Source organism: Serratia sp. LS-1, from assembly GCF_003719595.1.
Taxonomy (GTDB): Bacteria; Pseudomonadota; Gammaproteobacteria; order Enterobacterales; family Enterobacteriaceae; genus Serratia; species Serratia ureilytica.
In genome coordinates this window covers 493,361-509,026 of sequence record NZ_CP033504.1, presented here as the reverse complement: position 1 = coordinate 509,026, position 15,666 = coordinate 493,361, and the positions used below count along the sequence as shown (strand labels likewise).

The 15,666-nt window shown below is 61.2% G+C and carries 16 protein-coding genes, 1 tRNA gene and 1 pseudogene; 10 read left to right on the top strand and 8 right to left on the bottom strand.

What is annotated here, in order from left to right; genetic code table 11:
* Positions 1 to 108: 108 nt before the first annotated feature.
* A pseudogene (locus EDY99_RS02470) lies at positions 109 to 249 on the top strand (integrase); the annotation flags it as partial.
* A gap of 24 nt (positions 250 to 273) precedes the next feature.
* On the opposite strand, the gene EDY99_RS02465 reads toward EDY99_RS02470, so the two are convergent.
* The 3 genes from EDY99_RS02465 to EDY99_RS02455 form a co-directional block, all read right to left on the bottom strand.
* A tRNA-Arg gene (locus tag EDY99_RS02465) sits at positions 274 to 350 on the bottom strand.
* 96 nt (positions 351 to 446) lie between these two features.
* Positions 447 to 755, bottom strand: coding sequence for a hypothetical protein (locus EDY99_RS02460; RefSeq protein ID WP_046688391.1), 309 nt, complete (start codon positions 753 to 755; stop codon positions 447 to 449).
* Positions 752 to 961, bottom strand: a complete 210-nt coding sequence (locus EDY99_RS02455) for a hypothetical protein (protein WP_042783825.1) — start codon at positions 959 to 961, stop codon at positions 752 to 754. The genes EDY99_RS02460 and EDY99_RS02455 overlap by 4 nt, the downstream gene beginning before the upstream one ends.
* Positions 962 to 1,166: 205 nt before the next feature.
* Between EDY99_RS02455 and folD the strand changes: the two genes are divergently transcribed.
* Positions 1,167 to 2,033: a bifunctional methylenetetrahydrofolate dehydrogenase/methenyltetrahydrofolate cyclohydrolase FolD gene (gene folD / locus EDY99_RS02450; RefSeq protein WP_004940177.1), complete on the top strand. Its 867-nt coding sequence runs from the start codon at positions 1,167 to 1,169 to the stop codon at positions 2,031 to 2,033.
* 10 nt (positions 2,034 to 2,043) lie between these two features.
* Complete coding sequence (ybcJ, locus tag EDY99_RS02445) at positions 2,044 to 2,256, top strand: ribosome-associated protein YbcJ (RefSeq protein WP_033642141.1); 213 nt, start codon at positions 2,044 to 2,046, stop codon at positions 2,254 to 2,256.
* A gap of 58 nt (positions 2,257 to 2,314) precedes the next feature.
* Here ybcJ and cysS read toward each other — a convergent pair whose 3' ends face one another.
* Positions 2,315 to 3,700: a cysteine--tRNA ligase gene (gene cysS, locus EDY99_RS02440; protein ID WP_033642140.1), complete on the bottom strand. Its 1,386-nt coding sequence runs from the start codon at positions 3,698 to 3,700 to the stop codon at positions 2,315 to 2,317.
* A gap of 309 nt (positions 3,701 to 4,009) precedes the next feature.
* Between cysS and ppiB the strand changes: the two genes are divergently transcribed.
* The 4 genes from ppiB (at position 4,010) to purK (ending at position 6,975) form a co-directional block, all read left to right on the top strand.
* A complete protein-coding gene (ppiB, locus tag EDY99_RS02435; RefSeq protein ID WP_016928800.1) occupies positions 4,010 to 4,504 on the top strand; it encodes a peptidylprolyl isomerase B in 495 nt (164 codons plus the stop codon).
* 10 nt (positions 4,505 to 4,514) lie between these two features.
* Positions 4,515 to 5,237, top strand: a complete 723-nt coding sequence (locus EDY99_RS02430) for a UDP-2,3-diacylglucosamine diphosphatase (RefSeq protein WP_033642139.1) — start codon at positions 4,515 to 4,517, stop codon at positions 5,235 to 5,237.
* 149 nt (positions 5,238 to 5,386) lie between these two features.
* Positions 5,387 to 5,911 (top strand): 5-(carboxyamino)imidazole ribonucleotide mutase, encoded by a 525-nt coding sequence (gene purE / locus EDY99_RS02425; RefSeq protein ID WP_004940188.1) that lies wholly within the window; start codon positions 5,387 to 5,389, stop codon positions 5,909 to 5,911.
* On the top strand, positions 5,908 to 6,975 hold the full coding sequence (gene purK, locus EDY99_RS02420) for a 5-(carboxyamino)imidazole ribonucleotide synthase (RefSeq protein ID WP_069100256.1): 1,068 nt from the start codon (positions 5,908 to 5,910) through the stop codon (positions 6,973 to 6,975). Before purE ends, purK begins: the two co-directional genes overlap by 4 nt.
* A 64-nt stretch (positions 6,976 to 7,039) precedes the next feature.
* On the opposite strand, the gene EDY99_RS02415 is transcribed toward purK, so the two are convergent.
* The 3 genes from EDY99_RS02415 to ybbA all read right to left on the bottom strand — a co-directional run bounded on the left by EDY99_RS02415 (position 7,040) and on the right by ybbA (position 11,919).
* Positions 7,040 to 8,446, bottom strand: coding sequence for a sugar porter family MFS transporter (locus tag EDY99_RS02415; RefSeq protein WP_123061437.1), 1,407 nt, complete (start codon positions 8,444 to 8,446; stop codon positions 7,040 to 7,042).
* Between the two features lie 357 nt (positions 8,447 to 8,803).
* The gene (ybbP, locus tag EDY99_RS02410) at positions 8,804 to 11,236 is read right to left on the bottom strand and encodes a putative ABC transporter permease subunit YbbP (RefSeq protein ID WP_123061436.1); all 2,433 of its coding nucleotides are present in this window, start codon (positions 11,234 to 11,236) and stop codon (positions 8,804 to 8,806) included.
* A complete protein-coding gene (ybbA, locus tag EDY99_RS02405) occupies positions 11,233 to 11,919 on the bottom strand; it encodes a putative ABC transporter ATP-binding protein YbbA (protein WP_004940192.1) in 687 nt (228 codons plus the stop codon). Before ybbA ends, ybbP begins: the two co-directional genes overlap by 4 nt.
* Here ybbA and tesA point away from each other — a divergent pair.
* The 3 genes from tesA to EDY99_RS02390 all read left to right on the top strand — a co-directional run bounded on the left by tesA (position 11,890) and on the right by EDY99_RS02390 (position 14,263).
* The gene (gene tesA, locus EDY99_RS02400; RefSeq protein ID WP_162472522.1) at positions 11,890 to 12,528 is read left to right on the top strand and encodes a multifunctional acyl-CoA thioesterase I/protease I/lysophospholipase L1; all 639 of its coding nucleotides are present in this window, start codon (positions 11,890 to 11,892) and stop codon (positions 12,526 to 12,528) included. The genes ybbA and tesA overlap by 30 nt on opposite strands.
* A gap of 26 nt (positions 12,529 to 12,554) precedes the next feature.
* Positions 12,555 to 13,331, top strand: a complete 777-nt coding sequence (locus EDY99_RS02395; RefSeq protein WP_004940195.1) for an SDR family oxidoreductase — start codon at positions 12,555 to 12,557, stop codon at positions 13,329 to 13,331.
* A gap of 77 nt (positions 13,332 to 13,408) precedes the next feature.
* Entirely contained in the window at positions 13,409 to 14,263 is an 855-nt protein-coding gene (locus EDY99_RS02390) for a co-chaperone YbbN (protein WP_033642135.1), read from the top strand.
* Between the two features lie 112 nt (positions 14,264 to 14,375).
* Here the strand turns inward: EDY99_RS02390 and cfa are convergent, their stop codons facing one another.
* On the bottom strand, positions 14,376 to 15,527 hold the full coding sequence (gene cfa, locus EDY99_RS02385) for a cyclopropane fatty acyl phospholipid synthase (protein ID WP_033642134.1): 1,152 nt from the start codon (positions 15,525 to 15,527) through the stop codon (positions 14,376 to 14,378).
* Positions 15,528 to 15,666 lie beyond the last annotated feature (139 nt).

Genomic DNA, 15,666 nt, shown 5'->3' with positions numbered 1-15,666 from the left:
ATAGGAGTTTTCACCGGTGGAACAGCGGCGCCGCGACCGGATACCTAATCACTCGCCAAGCGCAGAAATTGCACGACCGTCGAAAAGCTGAGCTTTGGAGAATAGACCGGCTGGGTGAGCATCGAAATGGTACAGCGATACGCTCACCTTGCACCGAACCATCTCACTGAGCATGCGAGGCAAATTGATGCGATTTTCGGAGGTTTAGTCCCAAATCTGTCCCATGATGAAATTGGAAAGACGGGGTGAAAGGCGTAACTCATTGATACTTAATGGCACGCCCTATAGGATTCGAACCTATGACCTACGGCTTAGAAGGCCGTTGCTCTATCCAACTGAGCTAAGGGCGCATTGAGATGCGGCAACCTGTGGTTGCGGGTTGCGATTATACGGTCAGAGGTTAGCGAGTCAATGCCTTTTCATGACGTTACGGCGGCGACGGTGCTTTATGGCGTTTTTTCCGCCAGCGCCCGTGCGGCGGCCCGCGCTATGCTGCGTTGCGCCAGGCCGACAGCGGTATCGCCTGGCGTGCGTTCGGCCCCTTGCCGCCCATCGCCCCGCCGCAGGCAAAGGCGCGCGGACTGAACGACCGCCGTAATGTCGCCCCAATCGGCATGCTCAACCACCTGCATGTTGCAGGTCGCCTCCCCTCTTTTCCCCAGAGCGGAGTCAGGGCGTGCGCTGTTTAAAGAAGCCTGGCTCCACGGCGCCCAAGCCAGCAATAGCGCGCACCCTATCCATGCGCTGCCGTTCATGCGCACAGCTTCCGCCACAGGGCGCTCAGGCGCGCCCGCCACGACGGCGTCGCCTGGTGCTGACAAAGCTGATGCAGCGCGGTGAGTTGCTCACTGTCCGCCGGATGCAGCGAAGAATCGAACACCGTCTCACCAACGTGCTTAGGCTGCGCCGGTTGCTGATCAGGCTGATGATGCAACGGATAAAGCCGGGTTATCGCTCTCATGATCCTGCCCTCTTTCGCCCCGTGTATGGCCCCAGCGTATGCAAATGCCGGTAAAAATGGCGTAGAGGTTCCTGAAGCCGGCATAAAAAAAGCGTAAATCGGCCTCGCCGACGGCGGCGAGGGTGATTCTGCGCCTGACAGCGCGCTCAGCTTCTGACAGAATAGCGGCATCCCCGCTTTTCTTAATTGATGGATTTCCACACTGATGTCAGCAAAGATTATTGATGGTAAAACGATTGCGCAGCAGGTTAGAAACGAAGTGGCTGAGCAAGTGAAACAACGTCTGGCGGCCGGTAAGCGCGCGCCAGGGCTGGCGGTTGTGCTGGTCGGCGAGAATCCGGCTTCGCAAATTTACGTCGCCAGCAAGCGCCGCGCCTGCGATGAAGTCGGCTTCCTCTCCCGCTCCTACGACCTGCCCGCTGCCACCAGTGAAGCCGAGCTGCTGGCGTTGATCGACCAGCTGAACGCCGATGAGGAAATCGACGGTATTCTGGTGCAGCTGCCGTTGCCGGCCGGCATCGATAACGTCAAGGTGCTGGAACGCATCCATCCGGACAAAGACGTCGACGGCTTCCACCCGTACAACGTCGGCCGCCTGTGCCAGCGCGCGCCCAAGCTGCGCCCATGCACGCCGCGCGGCATCGTCACCCTGCTGGAGCGTTATAACATCGATACCTACGGCCTGAACGCCGTGGTGGTCGGCGCGTCCAACATCGTCGGCCGCCCGATGAGCATGGAGCTGCTGCTGGCCGGCTGCACCACCACCGTCACCCACCGCTTCACCAAAAACCTGCGCCACCACGTCGAGAATGCCGATCTGCTGGTGGTGGCGGTCGGCAAACCGGGCTTCATTCCGGGCGACTGGATCAAACCGGGCGCCATCGTAGTGGACGTCGGCATCAACCGCCTGGAAAGCGGTAAAGTGGTGGGCGATGTCGATTTCGACGCCGCCAGCGAGCGCGCCGCTTACATCACCCCGGTGCCGGGTGGCGTTGGCCCGATGACCGTGGCTACACTGATCCAAAATACCTTGCAGGCCTGCGAGGAATATCACGACGTTCAACCTAAATAAGTAAGGCAGTATGGAAATTTTCAATCTGGACAATCATCCCCATGTCGAACTGTGCGATCTGCTGAAGTTCCAGGGCTGGTGTGAAAGCGGCGGCGCCGCCAAAGAAGTCATCGCCGAAGGGCAGGTGAAAGTCGACGGTAAGGTCGAAACCCGCAAGCGCTGCAAGATCGTCGCCGATCAGGTGGTGGAGTTCGGCGGCGGCAAGGTCATGGTTAAACCCTAACCCGCAGCCATAGAAAAAGGCGCTGAATTCAGCGCCTTTTTTATTTCCTTCTGCCGGATTACTTACGGCGCCAGGTGGTGCCCTGCGGGCCGTCTTCCAGCACGATGTTCATCTCGTTCAAGCGATCACGCGCGGCATCCGCCAGCGCCCAGTCCTTGGCGGCGCGCGCTTCGTTACGCTGTTTGATCAGCGCTTCGATCTCCGCCACTTCACCGTCGTCAACCTGTGCGCCTCCTTGCAGGAACTGCTCCGGCTCCTGCTGCAGCAGGCCAAGCACGTTCGCCAGCTTGCGCAGTTCCGCCGCCATGCCGCTGGCCGCCGCCATGTCTTCCCCCTTCAGGCGGTTAACCTCGCGCGCCAGATCGAACAACGCCGAGTAGGCTTCCGGGGTGTTGAAGTCGTCGTCCATCGCTTCGCGGAAGCGAGCTTCGAACGCTTCGCCGCCGGCCGGCGCGGCATTGGCGTCGGTGCCACGCAGCGCGGTATAGAGGCGCTCCAGCGCGGTGCGCGCCTGCTTGAGATTCTCTTCACTGTAGTTCAGCTGGCTGCGATAGTGGCCGGACATCAGGAAGTAACGCACCGTCTCCGCATCGTAATGGCCGAGCACGTCGCGAATGGTAAAGAAGTTATCCAGCGATTTGGACATCTTCTCTTTGTCGATCATCACCATGCCGGAGTGCATCCAATAATTGACGTACGGGCCGTCGTGGGCGCAGCTCGACTGCGCGATCTCGTTCTCGTGGTGCGGGAACATCAGATCGGAACCGCCGCCGTGGATGTCGAAGTGGGTGCCCAGCTGTTTGCAGTTCATGGCGGAGCATTCGATGTGCCAGCCCGGACGGCCCGGCCCCCACGGCGACTGCCAGCTCGGCTCGCCCGGCTTGGACATTTTCCACAGCACAAAGTCCATCGGGTTGCGCTTAACGTCGTCGATCTCTACGCGCGCGCCGGCCTGCAGCTGCTCCAGATCCTGGCGCGACAGCAGCCCGTACTGCGGATCGCTGTCGATGGAGAACATCACGTCGCCGTTGCTGGCCACATAGGCGTGATCGCGATCGATCAGGCGCTGGGTGATCTCAATGATCTCGGCGATGTGTTGGGTCGCGCGCGGTTCGCTGTCCGGGCGATCGATCAGCAACGCGTCGAAGTCGGCATGCATTTCCGCCAGCATGCGTTCGGTCAGCTGGTCGCAGGTCTCATGATTTTCCGCCGCGCGGCGGATGATTTTGTCGTCCACGTCGGTGACGTTGCGCACGTAGTTCAGCGAATAGCCGAGATAGCGCAGGTAACGCGCCACCACGTCGAAAGCGACAAAGGTACGACCGTGGCCGATGTGACACAGGTCATAGATGGTTACCCCGCACACGTACATGCCCACTTTCCCGGCATGAATGGGTTTGAATTCCTCTTTTTGACGACTCAGGGTATTAAAAATCTTTAGCATCGGGAGATTCCGTGGTGTGCGTGATAACAAAAAAGATAACCGGGCTTCAGGTTTAACGCCCGGTAGCGTATTGAAACCTGAAGCCTGATCTATTGCAAGGTTAAGGCCATGCTTTGCTGACTTCACGCGAAGAAAAAGCGCAAAATTCGCCGGCCGGCGCAAACGTTATAATATAACACAAATACAATTACCACAGACAGTGCGCGGTTGAGCCGCTGCTGACTCGCTGGGGCGGATATGTTATAAGGGCGGTCTGAATGTTCACTCGCTTTACGTGACGTCTCACTTCACCTTGTTAGGATTAAAACTATGGTTACTTTCCACACCAATCACGGCGATATCGTTATCAAGACCTTTGCTGACAAAGCGCCGGTTACCGTTGAAAACTTCCTGAACTACTGCCGCGCCGGTTTCTACGACAACACCATCTTCCACCGTGTGATCAACGGCTTCATGATCCAGGGCGGCGGTTTCGAGCCGGGCATGAACCAGAAAGCGACCAACGCAGCCATCAAGAACGAAGCCAACAACGGTTTGAAAAACACCATCGGCACCCTGGCAATGGCGCGCACCAACGATCCGCACTCCGCCACCGCACAGTTCTTCATCAACGTGGCTGACAACGACTTCCTGAACTTCCGCGGCGAAAACGTGCAGGGCTGGGGCTACTGCGTGTTTGCTGAAGTGGTTGAAGGCATGGACGTGGTCAACAAGATCAAAGGCGTGAAAACCGGCCGCAGCGGCATGCACCAGGACGTACCGGTAGAAGACGTGGTGATCAACAGCGTGACCGTCAGCGAGTAATCGCGGCTGCATGAGTACGCTGTTCATCGCAGATCTGCACTTGTGCGCACAGGAACCGGCAATCACTGCCGGTTTTCTGCGTTTTTTACGGCGCGAAGCGGTGCACGCCGACGCGCTGTACATCCTCGGCGACCTGTTTGAAGCCTGGATCGGCGACGACGATCCCGAGCCGCTGCACGCGGAGATCGCCGCGGCGCTGAAAGCGCTGCAACAGGCCGGCGTGCCCTGCTATTTCATCCACGGCAACCGCGATTTTCTGCTCGGCAAGCGCTTCGCCCGCGCCAGCGGCATGCAGCTGCTGCCGGAAGAAAAAGTGCTGGAGCTGTACGGCCGCAGGATCCTGATCCTGCACGGCGACACCCTGTGCACCGACGATCAAGCCTATCAGCAATTCCGCCGTAAAGTGCACAACCCGCTGATTCAAAAACTGTTCCTCGCGCTGCCGCTGCGCTGGCGACTGAAGATCGCCGCCAAGATGCGCGCCCGCAGCCAGCAATCCAACCAGTACAAGTCGGACGCCATCATGGACGTCAATCCGCAGGCGGTCGAGCAAACGATGCTGCGCCACGATGTGCACTGGATGATCCACGGCCATACCCATCGCCCGGCGGTGCATCGGCTGGCGTTGAGCAACGGCGAAGCCCATCGCGCGGTGCTGGGCGCCTGGCACGTCGAAGGATCGATGATCAAAGTCAGCGCCGACGCCGTCGAGCTGATCCAATTCCCGTTCTGAGTTCCGCACTGGCGCGCGGGTGAAAATTCGCGCTTTCGCCGGTGAAAACCGGCGACGCAACCGTTTTCCTCGCCGTGCGCTCATGGTATGCTCTACGCCCTCATTCGGCCCTCAGCCGACGCCAGACAAATCACAGGAGCCTTACACCCATGGGAGCCAACGCCGCTTCAGCCGCCAATGCCGGGGCTAAAATCGCAATTGTAATGGGATCGAAAAGTGACTGGGCCACCATGCAGTTCGCCGCCGAAGTCCTGACCCAGCTCGATGTCCCCTTCCATGTCGAAGTCGTTTCCGCTCACCGCACGCCGGACAAGCTGTTCAGCTTCGCCGAGCAGGCTGCCGCCAACGGCTTTGACGTGATCATCGCCGGCGCCGGCGGTGCCGCGCATCTGCCGGGCATGCTGGCGGCGAAAACGCTGGTGCCGGTGCTGGGTGTGCCGGTGCAAAGCGCCGCGCTGAGCGGCGTGGACAGCCTCTACTCCATCGTGCAGATGCCGCGCGGCATTCCGGTGGGGACGCTGGCGATCGGCAAAGCCGGCGCCGCCAACGCCGGGCTGCTGGCGATGCAGATCCTGGCGCTGCACGACGCCGCGCTGGCGCAGCGTTTGGCGGACTGGCGTCAGGCGCAGACTGAAGACGTTTTGAACCACCCCGATCCGCGGGAGGACGCATGAAGCCGGTTTGCGTACTGGGCAACGGCCAACTGGGGCGCATGCTGCGCCAGGCCGGCGAACCGCTGGGCATCGCCGTCTACCCTGTCGGCATCGATGCTGAACCCGAGGCGGTGCCGTATCAGAACAGCGTCATTACCGCCGAGATTGAACGCTGGCCGGAAACCGCGCTGACGCGCGAACTGGCGACTCACAGCGCCTTCGTCAACCGTGACATCTTCCCGCGTTTGGCGGATCGCCTGACGCAAAAGCAGCTGCTCGATCAACTCGGCCTGGCGACCGCGCCGTGGCAGCTGCTGGCGAGCGCCGCCGAATGGCCGCAGGTGTTCGCTGCGCTGGGCGAGCTGGCGATCGTCAAACGCCGGGTCGGCGGCTATGACGGCCGCGGCCAGTGGCGCTTGCGTCCGGGGCAGGAAGCCGAACTGCCGGCCGATGCCTATGGCGAGTGCATCGTCGAGCAAGGCATCAATTTCTCCGGCGAAGTGTCGCTGGTGGGCGCGCGCGGCCACGACGGCCGTTCGGTCTTCTACCCGCTGACCCACAACCTGCATGAAGACGGCATCCTGCGCGCCAGCGTGGCGCTGCCGCAGCCCAATCCGGCGCTGCAGCAACAGGCCGAGCAGATGCTGGCGGCGATCCTGAACGAGCTGAACTACGTCGGCGTGATGGCGATGGAATGCTTTATCGTCGGCGATCGACTGTTGATCAACGAACTGGCGCCGCGCGTGCACAACAGCGGCCACTGGACGCAAAACGGCGCATCCATCAGCCAGTTCGAGCTGCACCTGCGCGCCATCCTCGGCCTGCCGCTGCCGCAGCCGGTGGTGAGCACGCCGTCGGTGATGGTCAACCTGATCGGCACCGCCGTCAACGAACAGTGGCTGTCGCTGCCGCTGGTGCATCTGCACTGGTATGAGAAAGAAGTGCGCCCGGGCCGCAAGGTCGGCCACCTCAATCTGAACGACCCGAGCGCCGCCGATCTGCATCAGGCGCTGCAGGCGCTGGCGCCGCTGCTGCCGGGCGAATACCAAAGCGGGCTGGCCTGGGCACAGCAGAAGCTGGCTTAACGGTTTACACCGCCGAAAAGAAGAAGGTTCAGCCCAGGCTGAGCCTTTTTTATTGCCGCAAAGATCAACGCGAGCCGATATTACGCAACGGTTTGTCGGCCATCAGATTGCGCTCAATGTGTTCCAGTGAAATATTTTTGGTTTCCGGGATCAGCGCCAGCGTGATGAAAACAAACAGCACGTTAAGCCCCGCGTAAACCCAAAAGGTGTGAGCGCTGCCCAACGAATTCAGCATGGTCAGGAACGTCGCCCCCACGATCATATTGGCTATCCAGTTAGTGGCGGTGGAACAGGTGATGCCGAAATCGCGGCCTTTCAATGGCTGGATCTCTGAGCACAGCACCCAAATCAGCGGGCCGGCGCTCATGGCAAAGCCGACGATAAACATCAGCAGCATGACGATGGCGAAATATTGCTCCGCCGCCGAGTTCATGCCGATGTTCATCATGGTGCCCAGCGCCCCCATGCCGACGGCCATCACGATAAACCCAAGGATCAAAGTGGGCTTGCGGCCCCAGCGGTCAACCAGCCCAATAGCGATAAAGGTGGCCAGCACGTTGACCAGACCGACGATCACCGTGCCCCACATCTGCTGTTCCGTACTGGCGAAGCCCGCCAGACCGAAAATCTTCGGCGCGTAATACATGGTGACGTTCATCCCGGTAAACTGCTGCATCACCTGAAGAAGAATGCCAAGGAAAACCGCGCGGCGGAAATTTTTATTGCCTTTGAACAACGCCCAACCGCTTTGCTTCAGTTTGAGGCTTTCACGAATTTCATTCAGCTCATACTGCGCCTGGGCACTGCTGTCGCGCAGCTTCTCCAACACCTGACGCGCTTGCTCATGGCGATTACGCGAGGCCAACCACCGCGGGCTGTCAGGCAAAAAGAACACGCCGACCAACAACAGCCCGGCCGGGATGGTGATGACACCCAACATCCAGCGCCAGGCGCCGGTATAGCTGAATGCCGTATCAGACAGGTAAGCGGCCAGAATGCCGATGGTGATCATCAATTGATACATCGAGATCATGCTGCCGCGGATTTTCTCCGGCGCGATTTCAGAAAGATAAATCGGCGCGGTATAAGAAGCGATCCCCACCGCCAATCCCAGCAGAATACGTGAAACGATCAACACCTCCACGTTGGGAGCGAACGCAGAACACAGCGATCCCGCCACGAAGAGGATTGCGCCGATCATCAAACTGTATTTGCGCCCCAGCCGGAAGTTCATCCAGCCACTGCCGATGGCGCCGACGGCGGCGCCAAACATCATTGAGCTGACCACCCACTCCTGCTGAGAGCTGGTGATCTGAAAAGTATCGGTAATAAACGGCAGGGCGCCGGCGATCACGCCGATATCAAGACCGAACAGCAGGCCGGCCAAGGCGGCTAAAAAACAGACGAAAAAAGTCATGCCGACATGAGTCGGGCTTTTCTCCGCCGGTGTCACTTTGACGGTATCGCTCATACAGCCTCCAGGAGAAAACGGTCATCAGTGTGCGACATGATAGGAGGCAATGCGTCGAAGATAAGTGAGTGCGATCACATTAGTGAAAACGGTTACATTCCATTAAATCTTTTTAGGCCGTTTTTTATGGCGGATGAATTCACTTAATACATGCGTAACCCTCTAAATCAATGCGTAAAACAGGCGAAGTCAGCCAACTATCCGCTACACCGATGACCAATGGCAAACGTATCGATATGACATAAATGTAATCGATTTCACAATGAATGGGCATGAAGAGGAATTGCGCCAGTGACGCGCGAAAGAAAATCGGCAGGCCCGGCCACGCTTGGCGGCAACGGGCCTGCGATCGCCAGATCAGCCATCATAACTGCGGAACAGCGCCCGGCCGCGCAGCAAGCGCACGCCCAGCCAGCCGCCGCACAGCGACAGCAGCAGCGCGCTGGCCAGCGGCAGCGCCCACCACAGCACCGGCGTCGGCGTCCACGGGAAGTCGAACACCCGGCTTTGTAGCAGCCACAGCGCCGCCTCGGCCCCCACCGCCGCCGCGATGCCCGCCACCAGCCCCAGCAGGGCAAACTCGCACCACAGCGTGCGGCGCAGCAGCCGTTTACCGGCGCCCAGCGTGCGATAGACCACCAGCTCCTGCCGCCGCTGACGCATGCCGACCTGCACCTGCGCCAGCAGCAGCAGGCCGCCGCACAGCACCACCAGCACCACCATCACCTCCAGCGCGCGGCTGACCTGTTGCAGCACGCCGCCGACCTGTTTCAGGATCGCGCCGATGTCCAGCAGGCTGAGCGTTGGGAACTGGCGGTTGAGCTGGGTCAACATCCGGCCATCGCCGTCGTAGCGGAAGCTGGTGAGCCAGGTCTGCGGCTGGCCGTCCAGCGCGCCCGGCGGGAAGATAAAGTAAAAGTTCGGCTTCAGGCTTTCCCAATCCACCTGGCGCAGACTGGTGACCTTGGCGCTGAACGCCTGGGTATCGCCGCTGAAGGTCAGCGTGTCGCCCAGCTTGATCTTCAGCCGCCCGGCAATGCCTTCATCCATCGAGACTTCGCCGCTTTTCGGCGGCCAATTGCCCGCCACCAACGGATTGTGATCCGGCATTTCGGCCAGCCAGGTCAGGTTCAGCTCACGGTTCACCGCCTCGCCGCCCGGATCGTCCTCATGCACCCGTTCGGTCGCCACCTGCTGGTTTATCTCGGTCAGGCGCACCCGGACGATCGGGTAATAGGTTTCCGGTTTGATCTGGTGCTGCTGCAGGAAGGTTTTCACCTGCGGCACCTGCGCCTCGGTCATGTTGAGCAGGAAATAGTTCGGGCTGTCCGGCGGCAGCTGTTGCTGCCAGCGTTCGAGCAGATCGCCGCGCAGCACCAACAGCAGCGCCAACAGCATGAACGACAGCGAGAACGCCGCCAACTGGCTGATGGTCACCCACGGCTGATGCAGCAGGCGGTTGACCGCCAGCCGCAGCGCCAGACTCTTGAGCGTGATGCGGCGCAACAGCAGCAGGCTGCCCCACCCTATACCGCCCAGCAGCAGCGCCAGCACCGCCATGCCCGCCAGGATCGCCCACAGCAACGTGCTGGCTCCCATCAGCAACACCAACAACGCGACCACGATCGCGGCCGTCACCGGCAGGAAGTAGCGCAGCGGCCAGACGTTGGCCGCCACATCGCGACGCAGCACCCGCAGCGGCTGGGTGGCCAGCAACTGGCGATACGGCCGCAACCCGACCAGCAGCGAAATCAGCACCAGCGCACCGAGCGCCCACAGCCACGGCCAGACGCCGGCGGCGGGCAACGCGGCCGGCAACACCGGCTTCAGCAGGCGAATCAACAGCGCCTCGAACGCCAGCCCGATCGCCCCGCCGCACACCGCCGCCAGCGCCATCACCGCCAGCCACTGGCCGACGATCAATTTGCGCAGCGCACCGCGCCCGGCGCCAAGGGTTTTCAGCACCGCGATCAGATCGTAGCGGCTGCGGCAATAGTGGCTCATCGCCACCGCCACGGCGGCGATCGACAACAGCAGCGTCAGCAGGGCCGACAACAGCAGGAACTGTTGGGAGCGCTGCAGCGACTTGCCCAGCGCGCTGCCGGACTCCTGCAGCCCGAACCAGCGCTGATCCGGCGTCAACTGCGGCGTCAGCCGTTCTTCGTAACGCTGAATATCCGGCTCGGCGCCGGCGAACATGTAGCGGTAGGTCAGGCGGCTGCCCGGCTGCACCGCGCCGGTCTTATCGACGTCCGCCAGGTTGATCATGATGCGCGGCGCGGTCTGGAATGGATTGAAACCGGCGTCCGGCTCCTGAATGATTTCACCGGCGATGCGCAGCGTGGTGTCGCCCACCTCCAGCGAATCCCCCACTTTCACGTTCAGCAGCGCCAGCAAACGCGGCGCCACCAGCACGCTGCCCGGTTCGGGCTGGATGTTGGCCGGGCGCGTTTCCAGCTTGCCGTACAGCGGATAGGCCAAATCGGTGGCTTTCACGTCCGCCAGCTGCGGCCGATCGCCGGCATAGGTCATGGTGGTGAACGACAGCTGACGGCTCACCTTCAGCCCTTGTTGCTGCGCGTCCAGCAGCCAGCCTTCCGGCACCGAATGCGCGCTGCGCAGCACCCGATCGCCGGCGATAAAATCGCGGCTCTGCTGGCTGAGCCCTTTGTCCATGCGATCGCTGATGCTGCCCAGCGCCAGCACGCAGGCGACGGAGAGCGTCAGTGCCAGCCACACGATCAGCAGCGACGGCGAGCGCCATTCGCGCCAGAACCAGCGCCAGATCATGCTTCCTCCCACAGCTTGCCTTCGCGCAGCCGCAGCCGCCGCTGGCAGCGCGCCGCCAGGGTTTCGTCATGGGTAACCAGGATCAGGGTGGTGTCAAAATCGCGGTTGAGGGAAAACAGCAGGTCGGCGATGCGATCGCCGGTCTGACGATCGAGGTTGCCGGTCGGTTCATCGGCGAACAGCACCCGCGGTCGGCCGCTGAAGGCGCGCGCCAGCGCCACGCGCTGCTGCTCGCCGCCGGACAGCTGCGCCGGCAGGTGATCGAGCCGTTTCCCCAGCCCCAACTGCTCGAGCAGCTGCACCGCCTGCTCGCGGCTCTGTCTGTCGCTCTCGCCGCGCAACAGCGCCGGCAGTTGCACGTTCTCCAGCGCGTTCAGCGTCGGCACCAGCATGAACGACTGAAACACGAAGCCGACATTCCTGGCGCGCAGCGCGGCGCGCCCCTCTTCGTCCAGCGCGGTCAGCGACTCGCCGAGCAAGCGCACCTCGCCTTCGCTGCCGTCATCCAGCCCGGCCAAAATGCCCAGCAAGGTCGATTTCCCCGATCCGGATTCGCCGATCAGGGCGATCGTCTGCGCGGGTTTGACAAGCAGCTCGACTCCGGTAAGGATGGTGAGCTGATGCTCACCCTGACCAACGTGTTTACTAAGATGATGAACTTCAAGAACGTTTTCCGCTGGCATCTTCCCTTCCTTTTGCTGTTGGGATTATTCAGTTTACGCGCTGCCGCCGCCGATACCTTGTTGATTTTAGGCGACAGTTTAAGCGCCGGTTACCGCCTGCCGATCGAGCGGGCGTGGCCGACGCTGTTGGCCGAACAGTGGCAGAAAAAACCGGGTGCGCCGCAGCTGGTCAACGCCAGCATCAGCGGCGACACCGCCGCGCAGGGGCTGGCGCGTCTGCCCGCGCTGCTGAAACAGCATCAGCCGCGCTGGGTGCTGATCGAGCTGGGCGCCAACGACGGCCTGCGCGGCTTCCCGGCGCAGGACGTACAGCGCGATCTCGGCCAAATCATCACGTTGGTGCAGCAGGCCGGCGCGCAGCCGCTGCTGATGCAGATCCGCATCCCGCCGAACTACGGCCGCCGCTATACTGAAGCGTTCGGCGCCGTCTACCCGGCACTGGCCAAGCAGTTCAACATTCCGCTGCTGCCGTTCTATATGGAACAGGTGGTGGTGAAGCCGGAATGGATGCAGGATGACGGATTGCACCCCAATGGGGACGCCCAGCCGTTTATCGCCACCTGGATGGCGGAGCGCCTGGAGCCTCTAGTAAAGCATGAGTCTCACTAAATTAGGGTCGTACACTAGGTAAAGTTATGCAAAAAGCGGTATTGATAACCGGCTGTTCCAGCGGGATTGGCTTGATTGCGGCGCAGGATCTGCGCAACCGCGGCTACCGGGTGCTGGCCGCCTGCCGCAAGCCGCAGGACGTGGAAAACATGCGCCAGCTCGGGCTGGAAGGCATCGAGCTGGATCTGGACGACAGCGCCAGCGTCGAGCGCGCCGCCGCCGAGGTGATCGCGCTGACCGACGGCCGGCTGTACGGTCTGTTCAATAACGGCGGTTTCGGCGTTTACGGCCCGCTCAGCCGCATTTCGCGCAGCCAGCTGGAACGGCAGTTCGCCACCAACCTGTTCGGTACCCACCAACTGACCCAGCTGTTGTTGCCCGCGATGTTGCCGCACGGCGAAGGGCGCATTATTCAGACCAGCTCGGTGATGGGCCTGGTCTCCAGCGCCGGGCGCGGCGCCTACGCCGCCAGCAAGTTCGCGCTGGAAGCCTGGTCGGACGCGCTGCGCATGGAGCTGCACGGCAGCGGCATTCAGGTCAGCCTGATCGAACCGGGGCCGATCTCCACCCACTTTAGCCAGAACGTCAACCAGGCGCAGAGCGACAAACCGGTGCACAATCCCGGCATCGCCAAGCGCCTGACGCTGCCGCCGGAGGCCATTCTGCCCAAACTGCGCCACGCGCTGGAAAGCCCGCGCGCCAAACTGCGCTATCCGGTCACCCTGCTGGCGCACGCGATGAGCGTGCTGCGCCGCATTTTGCCGGGCCGCTGTCTGGATTGGCTGCTGCGCAGCAACGCTTAATTCGCCCGACGGGGTTGAAGAATGGCGGCGCGCCCCCATCTACACCCCATGGCTCCGCACGATCAGAGAGAAAAAAGATGCTAGCTCAAGCTGTTGTTGATATTAACGAAACTAACCTGCACCAGACGCTGGAACAATCGATGTCCACACCGGTGCTGTTCTACTTCTGGTCCGAGCGCAGCCAACACTGCCTGCAGCTCACGCCGGTGCTGGACAAGCTGGCGGCGGAATACGCCGGTCAGTTCATTCTGGCCAAGGTGGACTGCGACGCCGAACAGATGATCGCCTCGCAATTCGGGCTGCGTTCTATTCCGACGGTCTACCTGTTCAAAGACGGTCAGCCGGTCGACGGCTTCCAGGGCCCGCAGCCGGAAGAAGCGATCCGCGATTTGCTGCAGCGTTTCCTGCCGAAGGAAGAAGATCTGAAACTGGCACAGGCGCAGGAGCTGCTGGCCGCCGGCAACGCCGCCGAAGCGCTGCCGCTGCTGAAAGACGCCTGGCAGAGCAGCCAACAGCGCAGCGACATCGGCCTGACGCTGGCCGAAACTCAGATCGCGCTCAGCCGCAGCGAAGACGCTGAAGCGGTGCTGGCGACCATCCCGCTGCAGGATCGCGATACCCGCTATCAAGGTCTGGTGGCGCAGATTGAATTGTTGAAGCAGGCGGCGGACACGCCGGAAATCCAACAGCTGCAACAGCAGGTGCAGCAGCAGCCGGACAACGTCGAACTGGCGGTGCAGCTGGCGCTGCAACTGCATCAGGTCGGGCGTAACGAAGAAGCGCTGGAACTGCTGATGGGGCATCTGAAGAAAGATCTGGCCGCCGCCAACGGCAGCGCGCGCAAAACCCTGATGGACATTCTGGCCGCGCTCGGCACCGGAGACGCGCTGGCCGCTAAATATCGCCGCCAGCTGTACTCCCTGCTGTACTGATATCCGTCATACTTGAAGCTGCATCCAGGCGGCAAATGTGAGAAGCCCTGGGCGCTTAGATAACTAAGCGACCAGGGCTCGAACGTGCAGCCAGCTTGAAATATGACGGGGATTAGCGATAGACCCGCACCCCGCCCTCCACGCCCGCCGGGCTGAACAACACCTGCCACAGCTGAATGTTGCGCGAACGGAACGCGCCGGCGCAGGCGTTCAGGTAATAGGTGAACATGCGTTCGAAGCGCTCGGAATAACCGCCCATCAGATCCGGCCACGCCCGTTTGAAATTCTCCAGCCAGGCCATCAGCGTGCGATCGTAATCGGCGCCAAAGTTGTGCCAATCCTCCATCACGAAACGCCCTTCGCTGGCCTCGGCGATATGCCGCACCGAAGGCAGGCAGCCGTTGGGGAAGATGTATTTGTCTATCCAGGCGTCAACGTTGAGATCGGTCTGATTGGAACCGATGGTGTGCAGCAGGAACAGACCGTCGGGCTTCAGGTTGCGCGCCGCGACGCTAAAATAGGTCTCATAGTTTTTCGGCCCGACGTGCTCGAACATGCCGACCGACACGATGCGATCGAACTGGCGATCCAGATCGCGGTAATCCTGCAGCAAGATCTCGACGTCCAGCCCAGCGCAGCGTTCCTGCGCCAGCTTCTGCTGCTCGGCGGAAATGGTCACACCGTGCACCGAGACGCCGTAGTTTTGCGCCGCAAACTGCGCCAATCCGCCCCAGCCGCAGCCGATATCCAGCAGCGTCATGCCCGGTTTCAACTGCAGTTTTTCGCAGATCATCCTGAGCTTGGCCTGCTGCGCCTGCTCCAGCGTCTGCGCCTCTTTCCAGTAGCCGCAGGAGTATTGCATATAAGGATCGAGCATCGCCCGAAACAGGTCGTTGCCGATGTCGTAGTGCTCTTTGCCCACCTGCCAGGCGCGCTTGCGCGATTGGCGATTGAACAGCCGGGCATAGGCGATGCGCGCGATGTCGCTCAGGCTTTTCGGCAGCCGTTCATCGACGCCGGCCTGCAGAATGCGGGTGAACAGCATGTCCAGCCGTTCGCACTCCCACCAGCCGTCCATATAGCTTTCGCCGAAGCCGAGCGAGCCTTCCTGCAAAATGCGTTTGAACAGCGCCGGGTTATGCACCCGGATATCCCAGGCGCGCGGGCCGTTGATGGCGACGCCGGCTTCCGCCAACATCTCCTCCACAATGCGATACCAGCGATCGTTCTTCTGGGCGAGTTCATCAACACTGAGCGAATCCATAACAATCCTTGGCCGAAATGTCATTTCAAAAAGCATAGTCGCAAATGAAAATGACAAATTTTTGACGGTAAACACGGGGGTGTTTTTACTCTAGCCAAGGCGAGCAACATCATGAAATGAATAAAAATTATTGAAATCA